The sequence below is a fragment of the Bombiscardovia apis genome, assembly GCF_033095945.1.
GTDB lineage: Bacteria > Actinomycetota > Actinomycetes > Actinomycetales > Bifidobacteriaceae > Bombiscardovia > Bombiscardovia apis.
In genome coordinates this window covers 339386-355206 of record NZ_AP026800.1, presented here as the reverse complement: position 1 = coordinate 355206, position 15821 = coordinate 339386, and the positions used below count along the sequence as shown (strand labels likewise).

General features: G+C 56.5%; 11 protein-coding genes. 2 read left to right on the top strand and 9 right to left on the bottom strand.

Annotation, left to right across the window (positions count from 1 at the left end; translation table 11 throughout):
- Positions 1-55: 55 nt before the first annotated feature.
- The 4 genes from R8377_RS01325 to R8377_RS01310 all read right to left on the bottom strand — a co-directional run bounded on the left by R8377_RS01325 (position 56) and on the right by R8377_RS01310 (position 5222).
- Entirely contained in the window at positions 56-1045 is a 990-nt protein-coding gene (locus tag R8377_RS01325; RefSeq protein ID WP_317643170.1) for a lysophospholipid acyltransferase family protein, read from the bottom strand.
- A gap of 173 nt (positions 1046-1218) precedes the next feature.
- The gene (gene murA / locus R8377_RS01320) at positions 1219-2550 is read right to left on the bottom strand and encodes a UDP-N-acetylglucosamine 1-carboxyvinyltransferase (protein WP_317643169.1); all 1332 of its coding nucleotides are present in this window, start codon (positions 2548-2550) and stop codon (positions 1219-1221) included.
- A 204-nt stretch (positions 2551-2754) separates the two neighbouring features.
- Positions 2755-3852, bottom strand: a complete 1098-nt coding sequence (locus R8377_RS01315) for a CPBP family intramembrane glutamic endopeptidase (RefSeq protein WP_317643168.1) — start codon at positions 3850-3852, stop codon at positions 2755-2757.
- Between the two features lie 239 nt (positions 3853-4091).
- Positions 4092-5222, bottom strand: a complete 1131-nt coding sequence (locus R8377_RS01310; RefSeq protein ID WP_317643167.1) for a CPBP family intramembrane glutamic endopeptidase — start codon at positions 5220-5222, stop codon at positions 4092-4094.
- A 259-nt stretch (positions 5223-5481) separates the two neighbouring features.
- Between R8377_RS01310 and R8377_RS01305 the strand changes: the two genes are divergently transcribed.
- On the top strand, positions 5482-6258 hold the full coding sequence (locus tag R8377_RS01305) for an IclR family transcriptional regulator (protein WP_317643651.1): 777 nt from the start codon (positions 5482-5484) through the stop codon (positions 6256-6258).
- A gap of 132 nt (positions 6259-6390) precedes the next feature.
- Here the strand turns inward: R8377_RS01305 and R8377_RS01300 are convergent, their stop codons facing one another.
- Positions 6391-7881, bottom strand: coding sequence for a metallophosphoesterase family protein (locus R8377_RS01300; RefSeq protein ID WP_317643165.1), 1491 nt, complete (start codon positions 7879-7881; stop codon positions 6391-6393).
- Positions 7882-8452: 571 nt separating this feature from the next.
- Between R8377_RS01300 and R8377_RS01295 the strand changes: the two genes are divergently transcribed.
- A complete protein-coding gene (locus R8377_RS01295; protein WP_317643164.1) occupies positions 8453-9421 on the top strand; it encodes a polyprenyl synthetase family protein in 969 nt (322 codons plus the stop codon).
- Between the two features lie 144 nt (positions 9422-9565).
- Here R8377_RS01295 and cydC read toward each other — a convergent pair whose 3' ends face one another.
- From cydC to R8377_RS01275, 4 genes are read right to left on the bottom strand one after another with little or no spacing between them, the layout of a single operon-like run.
- Complete coding sequence (gene cydC, locus R8377_RS01290; RefSeq protein WP_317643162.1) at positions 9566-11386, bottom strand: thiol reductant ABC exporter subunit CydC; 1821 nt, start codon at positions 11384-11386, stop codon at positions 9566-9568.
- Positions 11367-13223: an ABC transporter ATP-binding protein/permease gene (locus R8377_RS01285; protein ID WP_317643161.1), complete on the bottom strand. Its 1857-nt coding sequence runs from the start codon at positions 13221-13223 to the stop codon at positions 11367-11369. Before R8377_RS01285 ends, cydC begins: the two co-directional genes overlap by 20 nt.
- A gap of 47 nt (positions 13224-13270) precedes the next feature.
- On the bottom strand, positions 13271-14311 hold the full coding sequence (gene cydB / locus R8377_RS01280) for a cytochrome d ubiquinol oxidase subunit II (RefSeq protein ID WP_317643160.1): 1041 nt from the start codon (positions 14309-14311) through the stop codon (positions 13271-13273).
- Positions 14308-15813, bottom strand: coding sequence for a cytochrome ubiquinol oxidase subunit I (locus R8377_RS01275; protein WP_317643159.1), 1506 nt, complete (start codon positions 15811-15813; stop codon positions 14308-14310). Before R8377_RS01275 ends, cydB begins: the two co-directional genes overlap by 4 nt.
- Positions 15814-15821 lie beyond the last annotated feature (8 nt).

Sequence of the window (15821 nt, the reverse complement as noted above, 5' to 3'; positions counted from 1 at the left end):
CAACGGCCCTGTTGCTCTGGGCGATCCAAGCCTAACTATCCTATGCCCCTTGAGCTCAGCCTTCAAGTGCAGCCGCGTCGTGGGCCGACTCTCGGGTGAGTGTTTGAGCCGTATAATCCGGTCTATCAGCGCCGAGAGCTGGGGCTGGATAGGTCTGAGCAGGCCTAGGCTTGCGGGTCATCGTGCGGAAATCGAAGTAGCCTTCGGCTGGCGGGTCAATGCCACGAATCTCAGTCATGATGACTTCCATACGCTCACGCAGACGGCGGCAGAGCTCGTTGACGGCTTCTTGCGGCGGTTCTTCTCCCCAAGTGTCAACGTCGGCCAGCAAGTCGGAATAGTCCATCGCATGGTCGTAGCACATGACCACGTTTTTACGAGGCCAAGGCCACCAATGGTTAATGGAAGCAGCTCCCCAAGTCACGCACGGGTAGAGCGGCACCATGTATCCCAACTGACGGGAGGCCTTGAGCGCGATGATACCTACCCCAGGCTTGAGCGACATAGGCCACTTGAGGGGGTCACGGGTGACGGTGCCCTCGGGCCAGATTGTGAGCGGCCTGCCGGAGGTAATAATCTTGATGGACTCCTGCTCAATCTGTTGAGCTTGGCCAGACCTTCGGGGCACCGGCTGCATGCCCACCCAACGGAACCATCGGCCAATGAGCGGCCAGCGGGCCATCTCCGCTTTTGCCATATAGCGCGGTCGGCGGCCCTGGTGAAAGAGTGCCATCATGGGAACGAATACGTCGAACTGTGTTACGTGAGTAGCGGCAGTAATAAATGTACCGGTTTCTGGCACCTGTTCCAGCCCCCAAGCATAGGTCTTGCAAGAGGCCCGAATCACCCTTGATGCGCCTTCGAGCAAACGGGAGGTGGCCTTGGGATTCTGTTCGTCTATCTCGGCCTGGTTGGGCGTGCGCGGTCCTGCTGGGTAGTAGCGAGTTGGGTCTACTAAGTGGTGGAGCTCGCCCAGCTTGGCTACTTGCTCACAGAGTAGGGGCTCCACGGCCGAGCGCGGAGAAGGTTTGCCTTTGGATACCATACTGCTATTGTGCCTCAAGGCCTAACTACAGACCAAACCCGGCAGTAGATAGCCGACTTTATCCGCGTTCTTGGCGGCCTTATCCGTGCCTTCATAAGTTCTTACAGCAGCGGGGAGGTAGCGCATCTGCACCACCTCCCCGCTTGATAAGCTATGCGTTTAAGCCACGCGGCTCAGTCCACGCGAGCGTTAAGAGCCGTGAGCTTATCTCGGAAGTCCTCATAACCGCGATCAATCAACGATATACCGTGGACAGTGGAGGGGCCCGAAGCAGTCAGAGCTGCAATCAGATGACTGAATCCACCACGCAAATCTGGCACGTCAATATCGCGCCCTTCGAGCGGAGTGGGGCCCAGAATCACTGCCGAATGCTTGTAATTGTGCTGCTGGAAGCGGCAGGGCAGGGAGCCCAAGCACTCGCGGTAGAGCTGGATAGTGCCGCCCATCTGCACCAAGGGCTTAGTAAAGCCAAAACGGTTCTCGTAGACCGTCTCGTGCACAATCGAGAGGCCCTTGGCCTGGGTCAGTGCCACCACCAGCGGCTGCTGCCAGTCAGTCATGAAGCCGGGGTGCACGTCAGTCTCAATAGCAACGGGCTTCAAATCGCCGCCCGGATGCCAGAAGCGAATGCCCTCATCAGTAATGTCGAACTGTCCGCCAATCTTGCGGAAGACGTTGAGGAAGGTCATCATCTCGGGCTGAGTAGCGCCCTGCACGAAGATGTCGCCGTGGGTAGCCAAAGCGGCAGAAGCCCAAGAAGCAGCCTCAATGCGGTCAGTCAGCGAGGTGTGCACGTAGCCCTTGAGCTCCTTAACACCCTCGATGCGGAAAGTGCGATCTACGTCTACCGAGATGATAGCGCCCATCTTTTGCAAGACAGCCACCAAATCCATAATCTCAGGCTCAGTAGCAGCGCCGGAAAGCTCAGTCTTGCCCTCAGCCTGCACGGCCGCCAGCAAGGTCTGCTCAGTGGCACCCACGGAGGGATAAGGTAGGTGAATCTTGGCCCCGTGGAGGCCGTCTGGCGCAGTGATATGGATGCCGTCCTCGTGCTCTTTATCGACCTTGGCACCGAGCTTGCGCAGGGTATCTAGGTGGAAGTCGATGGGGCGCCCGCCAATGTTGCAGCCACCTAGAGCCGGGATGAAAGCCTCGCCCAAACGATGCAGGAGGGGGCCCGAGAAGAGGATGGGGATGCGGGAAGAGCCAGACAGGGTGTCAACGTCTGCCACATCTGCCAACTGCACACGCTGAGCATCGATAGTGACTACGCCTGCCACTTCGTCGACATCAACCGCCACACCATGCAGGCGCAGCAAGTCTGAAACCACCTGCACGTCGCGAATCTGAGGCACGTTCTTCAAGACCGACACGCCGGGAGCCAGTAGGGCCGCGACCATAGCCTTGGAGACTAGGTTCTTCGCGCCACGCACGTGAATACTGCCATGCAAAGGCTCGCCACCAACGACGTGCAAGACATCATTGCGGGGGTCTACTGTAGCCATTCAAACTCCTCTTGTGCGCACTGTGCGCCCGCTCAGCAGGCACACATCCAAATATGCGCCCGTTAACTATTGCTTAAGTTTGCCACAGGGGCTGTAAGTGCTCGCCAAAATGCGCGCGCAGCCAAATTCACTAGGAGCACACAGAATCTGGGAATAGCTTCCCGAGTCTGGCTCAAGCTGTAGCGCAGCTGCGAAACCACTCCCTTACAAGCCGGCGGGACTAAACTCCATAGCAGTGATTCCCACCTGCATCAGCAAGTAAATAACAAACCACAAACCACCCCAAGAAGCGTAAATGCCCTTATAGGAACGGTTGTTCTCAATGAAATTGGCGATGCTGGTGCGGCCCAAATACAGCACTAGCACGCCCAACACAATTCCCGCTAGCAGCAAGATAAGATTGACCCAGTTTTGCGCCTGCTGAGACAGACTACCCAGCAGGAAAGTCAAGCCGTTGGAGATGATGAGATTGTTGAAAACGTGTAAGACGATAGACCAGAAAATCGAGTATTCACAAGCCACATACCCCAAGACGAGACCCACACAGAAGGCGAAGAGGCCCTGAGAGAGGTCTGAGTGGAAGAAGCCAAACATGGCGGCCGAAGTGACGATAGCGAAGACCTTGCCGTAGCGCTTGAGGGCATTCATAATCACGCCGCGGAAGATAATTTCCTCCACGATTGGACCAAAGAAGGAGGCGTAGACGAACATAGCCAAGGTGCCGGAAGCGGCCTCGATTGCCTCGGTGGTAGTCGAAGCAGTGAGGTGGAGCTGCTGGGTAACCCAAGTGAAACCGGTATCGTAAATGGTGGAAATCGACTGCCCGGTAAAGAGCAGGGCAACCGCTCCCCAAAAGACCAGAGGGGTCATCTTGTGCTCGGCGCGGTGGAAGATGCCGGTTGTCGAAGTGTCAGCCAGCTGGCGCTTGTGGGTCAGGATCCAAAAGACGAAGGCCGTGGCCACGCAAGTGAGATTCATCAAGCCAGCGAAGGGACCATCAATCTGACGCAGGGCCGTGTCAGCAGAGACGAGCTGGTGGCGCATGCTCTGCAAAATCATTACGAAAGCTACTGCAACGGCTGGGCCTATGAGCTGCATGACCACCAAATAGAGAATGAGCGAGCCAGATTGCAGGTTGAGAGTAGTGCGAATCTGCTTGAGAGGAGCATGCGGCAGCTGGGCAACCGAGTTTGTAGGAGCCGCAGTCGACGCGACCACAGCGGCCGAATCGCCCATAGGAACTGCCTGAGCTTCCTGCCCAGCTTGGTTTTGTTTGTCCGAAGCCCGCCATAGCTGCCTCATAGCTGCCCCCTCTTTCCAACCGCTAATCCGTTATGTATTGCGCCTGCCGCACCTGCTCAGCAAACCACTTCCATGCCGCAAGCTCACACTAGCCCAGCGGCGAATATTTCTTAACTCATTTCAGTGTAACGCCACCCCACCTGCGCAGCCAGTAATAGGAACCACACTTGCGCACAATCTCACAATCCCGAAGCAAGATACAGCACGAAACCGCAGCCGCAGCAGGAGTGCCCGCTGCCCTACAGCAAGAGCCGCCAACCGATTAGCAGCAGCTGGATAACCACCACGACTATGAACCAGGGAGTGCCCCAGGCAGCATATATATTCGGCGGCTGTGGTTCGCGCAAGCAAAATGCCTGCAAAGAGCGGCGGCTGCAATACAGGGCCAGTCCCCCTAAAAGCACCATCACAAACCAGAAGACCAGCTGAGTTTGGTTCAATGCTTGGCCCCGCAGCCCCTGAGCCGAAAGTGAGAGGCGAAGCAGATTGGGCAAGTATGTAGCGGCAATATTGCTGACTATGTGTAGGGCAATGGGCCAAACCAGCGAATATTCACAGCCGATGAACCCCAACACTATCCCTAGTATGAAAGCGAAAAAGCTCTGAGAAATATTGCCGTGGAGCAGGGCAAAGAACAGGGACGAGGTGACGATGGCAAAGACCTTGCCGTAGCGTTTCAAGCCCTGCAAGATAGCGCCGCGGAAGACTACTTCTTCCACGATTGGACCCCACAAGCAGCTATAGATGACCATGGGCGCCGAGAATGAGGGCGAGCCTACGATGCCGAAACTAGAGAAGTCCGAAGTTCCAATTCCCCCAACGGTTTGACGCACCACGAAGTCGTAAAAACGAGATATAGACTGGGCTGCAAGCGCTAGGGCCAAACAGGTAACGACAACAGACAGACTCATAGGCCGCCTGGAGCGGTGGAACATGCCGTATGGGCCCGGATCTTCAATTTGCGAGCGGCGGTAGATAACGGTGAAGACGAAAGCGGTAGCAGTGGCAACTAAGTACAGCTCGACTGCTGCCCAACCGCTTAAGTTGGAAGCCACCTGCTCGAAGGAGGAGAAACCTTGTGAAGGAAAGCGCTGGAGAGCGATGATAATAACGCCGAGCGAATAGCCAATGAGCTGCATAGCAATACCGTAGAGAAAGACGAACACCGCCTGCGAGGAAACTTCCTGGCGGACTTGGGCAAGCGCCGGACGCGAAAGAGCGCGGGAGATAAGCGCCGGCCTCTTAGCTGCAGACTGCGCAGCTGGCAATTGGGCATGTTCGTTGGATTGTTTCACCGAAGATTTCGCCGGATTAACAGCTGATTGTGTGCTGGAGTGTTGGCTCGCGCTCAACGCATGCTTGCCCCTCATACCACTCCCATTATTTACGCTTGCGCCATACCTTTACGCGAACTTCTCTATTGGAAAAGATACACCGAGCGCAGCACAAGGCCTAATTACTAGGGTTTTAAAGCATATTTAAGAGGATGTTTTGAAAAGGAAATGTGAATATGTAAGCTAGAAGTAACATAATGGACTTCCAGCGTTCACAATGTGGACTCTACTATTAGAGGGTATGGCACAATCTTCATTTATAACAGCAGCAGTCCATACCTGCTTCCAAGATGCCATGCCAGTTTCCGAATCTGACCAAGGAGATACTCTAGGCACAGACGAGGACATCATCCACACTAGCGTGGGTGTGCTGGACAAGACAGTCAAAATCCTGGAAGCACTCGAAACCGGCCCAGTTAGCTTGGGTCATCTGGTCAGTGCCACAGGCCTGGCCCGCCCCACCGTGCACCGACTGGCTACAGCACTTGAGCAACACCGGTTTGTGTGCCGCGACGAACACGGGCGCTTTACACTCGGTTCTCGCTTTAGCGAACTAGCAGCCGTAGCCGGAGAAGATCGACTGCTGAGTGCCGCCAGCCCTATCCTGCGAAGCCTGCGCAACCGCACCGGCGAATCCGCACAAATTTTCCGCCGCCAGGGCGACCACCGCATTTGCATAGCAGCTGCCGACCGGCCTACCGGATTGCGTAACTCTATACCAACCGGCGCTATTCTGCCCATGCAGGCAGGCTCGGCAGCGCAAATATTACTGGCTTGGGATCCTCCCGAGCGCATCCATCAGGCCCTCCACAAGGCCCGGTTCACTGCCGCCAAGCTGGCTGACGTACGCCGCCGAGGTTGGGCCGAATCTCTCAATGAGATGGAGCAGGGAGTCTGCTCGATTTCTGCCCCCATCCGCGGGGCTACCGGGCAAGTAATGGCCGCAATTTCCATCTCCGGCCCTATGGAACGCATGAGCCAAGCTCCCGGCCGCCATTATGCACCGCTTGTAATGGCCGCTGGCAAGTATCTGTCTGAGGCCATACAAGGGTCAATTACCAGCAGGGAGTGAGACTGTTAGTCTTAGCGGCCACCGCATTCATAATTGAGCCTGCCCACGCCGCAACCCCACCCTTTGATAGTGGGTGCATGCGACCGGGCAGGCTCAATTGTTAGAGCTTAGGGTGGTGCGCTGGGAGATGGCTCACTCGGGGCGCTTGTAGCGCGAACCAATCGACGCAATGTAACTGGCAGCAAGCGTAGCCACACTGCCAGCCACCAAACCAGGTTTGCGCAAAAGGTCAAAGGCCTCACCCTTGGAGGTGGGCACATGGCTCATAGCGAAGGTGTAGGCCTTGTTGGAGCTTGGGCGCCCTACTATCTGGCCGAATTCGAGCAACTGAGTACGCGGCTGATAGGGGTGACGAACGTCAAACTCGAAGAGCCGGGCCGAACGCTTAGCCGGGATAGGCCCGTACGAGCCGAAACCGCAAGTGGGAGTAGCACCCAGAGTGATGCCGTCGACGGTGCCCACGAAGCCGTTGCGGTGGTCGTGGCCTGCGAAGAGGGCAAAGTAACCAGCCTTTTTCAAGATGGCGAACTCGCCAGAATCGTGATCCGGACAAGACACGCCCTCGCCAAGGAAGGAACCGGGCAGGGTCTTGGACTCGTCGAGCACATAGCAGGCCGAGTCGAAGGAACGGTAGCCCTGGATGGCGTTGGCCGTAGTGGAGGGAACCGGCTGCAAGAGCTGGTAAAACTGCGGAATCGGCATGTGCTGGAAGGCCATTGAGGGCTTGCCGTTAAAGCTGGGCACCTGCAAGAGGAAGTCGAGAGCGCGGCGGGAGGGAGAACCGTAGCCACCCTGGCGGTCGTAGTCGCCCGAATCTACCAAGACTAGGCTCATCAGCTGCTTTTGCCCCTGAGCATCGGCCACGGGCAGGGCAAAGGTTCCTGGCTCACAAACGTAGGCCTTCTGGTCAGCCATTTGAGAGGCAGGCAGGGGTCGGGGCAGGTCTGGGCGACTGCTCGCGTTCGATTCTGGGTTTAAGCAGCCCGGGAATTCGCGATATATGGCGTCCATTTGGTCGGTGTCAAGCCCGCACTGGAAGTCGTGGTTGCCATAGGTGACAGCAAAAGGAATCCCGCGTTCTACTAGCGGCGCTACTATCTGGGAGATGGTGTGGCGCACCGCATCTGCGCTGGCTTGCAGCTCGCGCTCCCTGCGAAGCTCCGGACCTTGAACCGGCTGAGCTGAAAGCGCGCCCGGATTGGTAGCCGAGTCGCCGCGCTGAAGCTGCTGCCCACCCGGCTTTTTGCTACCCGGAGTGAGCCCTTGAATCGCGTCGCCCACCCAACGGCCCATCGACAACCCAGCCGAATACACGGAATCGAGGGGCGTAGACCATCGACGCTTACGGAAAGTTTTCTCAAAAGCAGTGTCGTAGCCTGCAATCTGGTTGCCGGTAAAGACTACCAAGTCGGGCCGGGCAGCGTCGCAGGCGGCAGCAATTAGCCGAATTGTGTCGGGCGAAACCTTCGGCCCCTCCTGCACATCCGCCAGCTGGAGCACGCGAAACTTGCCAGAATGGTGGAATTGCAGACGCCCCAGGCGGGCAGATACGGAAAGCGGCCGGTCATCTTCCCCAGCCTCAGCCGACTGAAGAGTCTTCAAAAGACGATGTGCATCACTCATACGTCCACCCTACTTCACCCCGGCCCACCCCCGCCACAAACGCACCAAACCTCCCCCAAGCCCACGCTAGCGGCCGAAAGTTCGCGATAGCAGTCGAATCTGCGCACTTTTCGGCCATTATTAGCCCAAAAATGGCCGAAAGTTCGCGAATCAGAGTTTTAGCCGCGAACATTCGGCCACGTCGGCGCCCGATAAGGCCAAAAGCTCGCGAATCAGCAATCCCCCCCCCGCGAGCTTTTGGCCACTTCGGTGTGGGGCAGACAGCTGGGCCAGAGACGGTTAGTGGCGGAAAACTCGCAACCGGTGACATTTGTTGCGAGTTTTCCGCCACTTTTCTTGCTTCAGTGGCACATAACTCGCAACCGTTGGGAATCAGTGCGAGTTTTTTGGCCACTGGTCTGTCTGGCGGGGGGGGGGGCTGCGGCTTGCGGAGGGTGGGGTCGGGCGGAGAGAGTGTTAGTTGGGGCACAGTTTGGGGTGTGTAGGGGCGGGGAGGGCGACGGGAGGGCGTTTTTGAACGGGCGGGTTGGTATATTGGGAGCGTTCCTACTTTTGAGAGGTTGAGTCGCTTATGATACACGGGCAACGGGCGTTGCTAGATGCCGACTTAGAACAGGTTGTCGGCCGACTCCACAGCGAGGAAACCTCCGTAGCGCCCTATCGCGAGGACTACCGCCGCTTGCTCGACAACCACGGCAAGATGATTCGCGCCTCACTCGTGCTCATGTTTGGCCGCGCCCAAGCAGGCAGCAGCAGTGAACCCTTTGCGCCCGAAAGCCCAGTAGTCACAGGGGCCGCCGCTATCGAGATGCTCCACTTGGCCACGCTCGTTCACGACGACGTGCTCGACGAGGCAGACACTCGCAGGGGCCAGCCCACAGTCCACACCATTCACGGCAACAAGGTCGCCATCTACTTAGGCGATTTAATTCTGTCGCGTTATATGGAAATCATGGCCTCCATCGCCCCCACCACCAGCTTCATACAGGAGCAAGCGAGCACAGTCTGCGAAATCGTGGGCGGCGAACTACTGCAAGAATCCGGCCGCGGCAACACCAGCGTGAGCCGAAACTACTATGAGCACGCCATTCAAGGCAAAACTGCGGCGCTCTTCCGCTTGGCTTGCACCACCGGCGTGCACTTGAGCGTCGACTCCCCTGCCCCCGAACTTTTGGCTGCTGCACACGACTTTGGCCAGCACCTAGGCATGGCTTTCCAAATCATCGATGACATCGGTGACTTCGACGTGGCCCACAACTCCGGCAAGCCCAAGCTGGAAGACATCCGCGAACAGATTTACACGCTCCCCGTCATCCTCGGCCTAGAATCCGACCCGGCTTTCCATAAAATAGTAGAACTGCGCGACCCCCTCAAGGTCTTGGACTACCTACAAGCCCACCCCCAGCTCATCGAAGGCACCAAAGAAGCAGCCCGCCAAGAAATCAGCCAAGCCCAGCAGGCCCTTGAGAGTGCCCCCATCAACCCTAAGGTCGCCAGCATCCTCAACGCCCTAGCCCGCAAGCTCGCCGCACAGGTCTAAGACGATTCCTGAAAAGCATTGCACCCAAATTTCGGTAATCCACACGACGCGGGAAAACGCTCTTCTGCCAAGGTTCTAAACTATTGCGAATTTAGCAGTAGTTTTATTTGTCTGTTAAAACTGCTCGTTCTCCCACCGCCTGCTTTACTCGGCTTGGAGGTCGCCTACGTCTAGTTGGTAGAGTTGGCGGAAGCGGGGGTTGGATTGGTAGAGCTGGGCGGGGTTGCCTTGCATGGCTATGTGGCCGTCTTCTAGGAAGATGACTTGGTCGGCGTCTTCTAGGCCCTGGAGGTGGTGGGTGACCCAGATGAGGGTGCGACCGGCCGTGGCCTTCATAATCATGGCCATCAGCTCACGCTCGGTAACTGGATCGAGACCAATGGTGGGCTCGTCGAGCAGAATCACCGGAGTGTCTTTCAAAACGATACGCGCGAGAGCTAAACGCTGGCGCTGACCGCCCGAGAAGCGGATGCCACCCTCCTCAACTGGAGTATCGAGCCCGGAAGGCAAAGAGCGCACCACATCGGCCATTTGGACGGCTTCTAGAGCCTGCCAGACCTGCTCGTCGCTTGCATCTGGATTGCCCAGGCGAAGGTTAGACGCGATGGTGGTGTTGAAAAGGAAGGGCTGCTGATTCAGGTAGCCAAAAATCTCAGGGCGCGAATCTTGCAGGGCTGCGACCGGCTGCCCGTTGACTGCAATCGTGCCCGATTGCGCCTGCAAGTCGCCCAAGAGCAGCTGCAAAATAGTCGTTTTACCCTCGCCGGAGGGGCCCAAAAGCGCCACGTTCTGACCGGCTGGGATATGCATAGAGAAGTCGTTGAGCAGGGTTGGCTGCCCGGGGCCGTACGCAAAGGAAACGTGGTCAAAGTCAACGCTCGCAACTGGCTCTTGCAGCTTGACTTGTTGAACGGGCTCGAACTGGCGGGCTTCCACGCGCTCGGTGAGGCCATTGAGGTGGTTGAGCGAATCAGTGTAGAGGGGCACCTCGGCCACGGCCTGGGAGACCACGATAAAGCAGTCAACCAACGGGAAGAGGCAGAGCACTACAGCGGCCGCATAGTCGGCAAGCGTGTCTGAGCTGGTGAGGAATAGCTGGGAGCCCACAAGCAGGACTACTGCCATAAGAGCAAAGACCATTTGGATAGCAAAGTCGCGCCAACGCTCGAAGCGCTTCTGCTCCAGCTGGCTGTCCATAATGCGGGCGAAGTCTTTAGAACCAGTGGCGGCGAACTCGCTCTGGCGGTGGGTAATGACCCAGTCAGACAGGCCCAAGTAGCTTTCGGTGACCTGCGTGTATTCGTCTTGCTTGCGCGCTTTTTCCACGGCATAGTGTCCGTCGGAGAAGGCGAGCGACATGAGCGGAATCAAAATCAAAATCAGGGCGAAAAGCACGAATAGCAGGAGCGACGAGACCAGCGAGAAAGTGCCCACGGCAATCGAAACTACCAGCCACATAAGGTAGGCCACAACCGTAGGGAAAATGGTGCGCAGGTAGAAGTTCTCTAGGTGGTCTAAGTCGTCGGCCAGCATGGAGAGCACGGTGCCGGTGCGCTCATGCTCAGTAAGGAAGGACGCATCTTTGGAAAGCGTGCGGTAGAGCTGAACGCGCAGCTTGGAGACCACACGCAAGACCCAGTCGTGACTGCGAGTGCGCTCTAGGTACTTAAATACGGGCCTGCCGATGCCGAATGCGCGGGTTAAAACCACAGGCACGTAGACCACGAAAATATTGAAGGGACGGCGGGCCGAGCGGCTAATCAGGTAGCCTGAAGTAAACATAAGACCGGCAGCGCAGACGAAAGTCATGGTACCGAGGAAGAAAATGAGCGTTAGCAAGCCCTTGTGCTGCTTGAGATAGGGCCAGAACCAGTGGTCCTTGTGCCACACGCGCAGGTAATTCGTGCGCCCGGCCTGCTCGCCGCTCGCCGCTTGAGTCTTGGTTTCAGTTGAGGTATCCAGCAATCTGGTTGCCTCCCATCTGATCGATAAGCTGATCCAAAGGACCACCCTTGCCTATGAGTTCTGCGGGCTCGCCCTGGGCCACAATCCGCCCCTTGTCTAGCATGATGACCTGATCCACGTCGGCCAGCCAGTGCAGGCGATGGGTGGCGAAAATCACCAAGTGGTCTTTCATAATCGGCAGGAGCGTCTGCTTCAAGTCGTATTCGGTTTCGATATCCAAGTGCGCGGTCGGTTCGTCGAAGAGGAGAATTTCGCGCGACTTGTCAAGCAGGACTCGGGCCAGGGCTATGCGTTGGGCTTGGCCGCCAGAAATGCCCCGGTGCCCCTCCCCTATCAAGGTTTCTAGACCTTCGGGCAGTTGGGCTAGCCAGCTGTCGAGCCCGGCCTGGTGGGCAGCTTCAAGGGTGGCTTCTTGGCCGGCTTCCTGCGCGTAGAAGCGGATATTGTCGCCGATAGTGCCCGAGAAAATGTAGGGCACCTGCGGGATGTATGAAATATGACGCTGCCAGGCTTGAGCGTTGAAATGCCTGAGTTCTTGGCCGTCGAGGCTGATGGAGCCGCTGGTGGGCTGATTAAAACCAGCTAGAAGCTGGACCAACGTAGACTTGCCAGCGCCAGAGCGACCAATCACGGCTACCTTGCTGAAACCGCTCAGATTCAGGTCTAAGCCGGTCAGGGCGGGCGCTATCTGCTCAGCTGCCAAGTCTCCTGCGCCCGCGGAAGCTGCCGCTTGTTGGGGGGCTGCCGGATCCTTGCTCGAACCCGCGCTCTTACCCACTTGGGTGAGGTCATCCTCGCGCAGTTTGGCGGGATAGGTAAAGTTCACATCAGTCAGATTCAACTGGCTTTGGGCAGTCCAGCCAGACCATTCCAACTCGCTATCTTGCTCAGGCTCAGTGCGGTTCAGCAGCGCTTGCATATCTTGCAGGGCGTTCTTACCATCCAAAGTGGCATGGTAGTCGTCGCCAAACTGGCGGATGGGCAGGAAGTAGTCAGGAGCCAAAATCAGCGCCAGCATCGAAGGAAAGAGGGCTACAGTGCCATTAATGAGGCGATTGCCTAGGAATACGGCCATCATGGCGATAGCCAGCGTGGTGAAGAAGTCAAGAGCAAAAGTAGAGGTGAGGGCCACGCGAATCACCGACATAGTGCGCTTGCGGAAGCGGTCGGAAACCGAGTAAATTTCGTGCTCATACTCGTCTGCGATGCCGAGCATTTTCAAGGTAGGCAAGCCCAGAATAGTGTCTACGAAGCGAGTGTTGAGCTTGCGGAACTGGGCGTATTGCTTGTTGGAGCGGTCGCGGGCAGCTAGGCCCAGAATCGCTAAAAAGAAGAAGAGCAGGGGCAGCATAAACAGTAGAATAATGCCACTAACCGGGCTCTGCGACCAAATCACAACTAAGGTGATAATCGGAATGAAGGTCATGTCCATCATCTTGGGCAAGACCGTCTGAACATACATTTTTACTTCATCGAGACCATCGATGAGCATGGTCACCGCAGAACCGGTGCCGCGCTGGCTGAGCGCTGCTGGGCCCAAACGGAAGACCTTCTCTTGCACCTGCGGGCGCAACTGACGAACCACACCATCGGCGAACGTGCTCGACAGTTTCTGCTTACCCACCTCGCACAAGTGGCGGCATATAAAGGCCAGCAGGAAGGCGAGTGTGGGAATCAAGAGAGAGGACATCGCCCGGCGGTGCCAAATCTGCACCAGCGCCCAGGTCAAGCCAATGGCCTGACCTGAGATGCAGGCTCCTTGAAGGATTGAGAGCACCGCCAGCGCCAGCATTTGACGTTTGATGCCAGCGAACTGAAAGAGACTCTTATCTATCAAGTGAATGTCCTCTCCGATTGAACAAACTGCTCAATTGAGCATAATTCTCAGTGAGCCACTACTACCGGGCGCACATCGGTCATGCTTACATCGCCAGACACCAAACGCTTGCGCTGAATGAAGTAAGACCAGATGAAGTAGGCCAGCATGATGGGCAGGAAAATGCACAACACGATGGTCATAACCTTGAGCGTGTAAGGCGAGGCGGATGCGTCCTGAATGAGCAGGCTCTTCGCCGGATCGTCCGCAATCATCACGCGAGGGAAGATACCGTTGAAAATCCAAGCAATCAGCGCCATAAGCGTAATGCCCGAGGACGCGAAGGCGAAACCACCGCGATGCTTGATAGCGCTCAAGTGAGCGCAAACCGTGGCCACGAGCACCACGACAGTGAGCAGCCAAGTTGAAACCGGGCGCGCGCTGTAGAAGTCCGTCATGAACATGGAGAGAACCACGAAAACCACCAGAGCCGGGTAGGCAATCCAGTAGAGCTTAGCCGTGGTGTTGAGCATCCTGCGAGAGTCGCCGGGGCCCAACTTGAGGCTCAAGAAGTGCAGGCCGTGCAGGAAGCAGAAGAATACTACTGCAATGCCGCCGACTACCGAAAGCCAGTTGAAGACACCGAAGAAACCGACCCAAGCATTGCCTTCATCGTCCATAGGAACACCCTGCATGAAGGAGGTGAGCAGCATGCCAAGGAAGAAGGGAGCAAAGAAGGAACCAATAAAGTTGGTCCACTGCCAGATGTTGCGCTCCTTGGAAGTCAGAGCGTGGCTTGCGAACTCAAAGGAGGTGCCGCGCAAAATCAGGGCAACCAGCACCAAGAAGAGCAGGATGTAATAGCCCGAGAAGAGCGAAGCATACCAGAGCGGGAAGGCAGCAAACATAGCGCCACCAGCCGTAATGAGCCACACTTCATTGCCGTCCCAGTGAGGACCGATAGCCCTCATGAAGAGCGCGCGCTCGTCTCCGTCGCGGGCGATAAAGCGAGTTGCCATGCCCACGCCGAAGTCAAATCCCTCAAAAAGGAGGAAACCGGCGAACAGTAAACCAATAACGCCGAACCACATCACTTGTAGGAAGCTCATGCCAATGCCACCTTCCTTGAAACGGGAGCAGCTGGAGTAGTAGCCCCAGTGGCTGCAACCGGCTTATCACCATTGTCTGGCTCGTAATCTGGCCCCTGATGCAAGACACGGCGGGTGTAGAAAATCATCACCGAGCCCATGAGCAGGAAGAGGAGGAAGTATACGATGCAGGAGAAGAGCAGCTTTGGAGCCGTGCTCGTAGGCGAGATAGCGTCTGCGATGGTCTGGTAGCCGTAGACAATCCAGGGGTAGCGCCCCATCTCGGTGACCATCCAGCCCGAAGTCGTGGCCAAGAAGGGAGCAAAGGTCATGAGACCCATAATCCACAGCTTCCAACGGCTCTTCCACATAGTGTTTTTCTTCTTGCGGGTGAACCACAAAACCAGAATCGAAACAAGTGCGAAGCCGAAGCCAACCATGACCATAAGCCTAAAGACCCAGAAAAGCACGGTAGTAGGAAGGTAGTAGTTCATATCTTCGCCGAACTTGGCATCGTACTTTTCGTGGAGTTCTTTGTTGACGGAGTTCATGCCCTTCACATAGCCGTCATCCTTGCCGTAGTAGAGCTTGGAACCAGCACCGGGAACGTCGAGCGACTTCTCAACCTTGTGGTCCTTTTCGTTAATGAGAGCCACAGCCTGCCAAGGAGCAGGATCGCCGGTATCTTCGTAGATACCCTCGATAGCAGCAAGTTTCATAGGCTGATCGTAAGTAATATACTTGCCCTGAAGATCGCCGAAGTAGATAGCGCAGGAGGCACCAACCAAGCCCATAACAGCGGCGATGCGCATGGAACGAGTGAACAGATCTACCTTAGCAGCGCGAGTACCGTCGGCTTCGACAGCAGCCACGTCGCTCTTGTTCTTCACACGCATACGCAGGAAGCTCCAAGCAGCGCAGCCCATCACCACGAAAGCGCCGGTGCAGATAGCAGCCGAAAGCACGTGGGGGAACTCAATCCACAGCTGCGGATTAGTAATTAAGTCTTTGAAGGAGCGTAGGCGAGCGTGGCCCGTCTCGGTGTTGATCTCGAACCCCACTGGGTGCTGCATGAAGGAGTTTGCAGTCAAAATCCACAGTGCAGAGAGGATGGAGCCCAAATTGGTGAGCCAGATGAAGACGCAGTGCCAGACCGGCTTGAAGCGGTCCCAGGTGAACATCCACACGCCGATGAAGGTGGACTCCAAGAAGAAGGAAACCAATGCCTCAATAGCCAGAGGAGCCCCGAAAATGTCTCCCATGAAACGTGAGTAATTGGACCAGTTCATGCCAAACTGGAACTCCTGAATAATACCTGTAACAACACCAACGGCGAAGGAGAGCAGGAAGACCTTGCTCCAGAACTTCGTCATCTTTTTGTACACTTCCTTCTTGGTGACCACATACATAGTCTCCATAATGGCTACAGCAAGACCAACGCCGATAGTCATAGGCACGAAGAAGAAGTGATAAATCGTCGTCATCGCAAACTGTATTCGCGACAACGTCAATACGTTACCCATTTCCTTCC